Genomic DNA, 262 nt, shown 5'->3' on the forward strand with positions numbered 1-262 from the left:
CAGGTCCATGGTTCGCGTCTCCTCGTTCGTTACTGAACTAGCGGCGACAGTGCGCATCGATTAGCCGTTGCAGACCGCAAGCGCTTATGAGCATGGTGCAGCAATGCGGCGAGGCGACCTCGATGATCTGGCGGCGTTTGCAGCCGTGGCGCGAGCGCGTAGCTTTACCCGAGCGGCTGCGGAACTCGGCCTCTCACCATCGGCGCTGAGCCACGCGATGAAGGCGCTGGAGACGCGGCTCGGCGTGCGCCTGCTCGCGAGG

The 262-nt window shown here is 65.3% G+C and carries 1 protein-coding gene; it reads left to right on the forward strand.

What is annotated here, in order from left to right; translation table 11 throughout:
- Positions 1–103: 103 nt before the first annotated feature.
- Positions 104–262: helix-turn-helix domain-containing protein (locus ACX40P_RS15165; RefSeq protein ID WP_459127194.1), on the forward strand; the 159-nt coding region annotated here is incomplete at its 3' end.

This window comes from Sphingomonas sp. RS2018 (assembly GCF_054489605.1).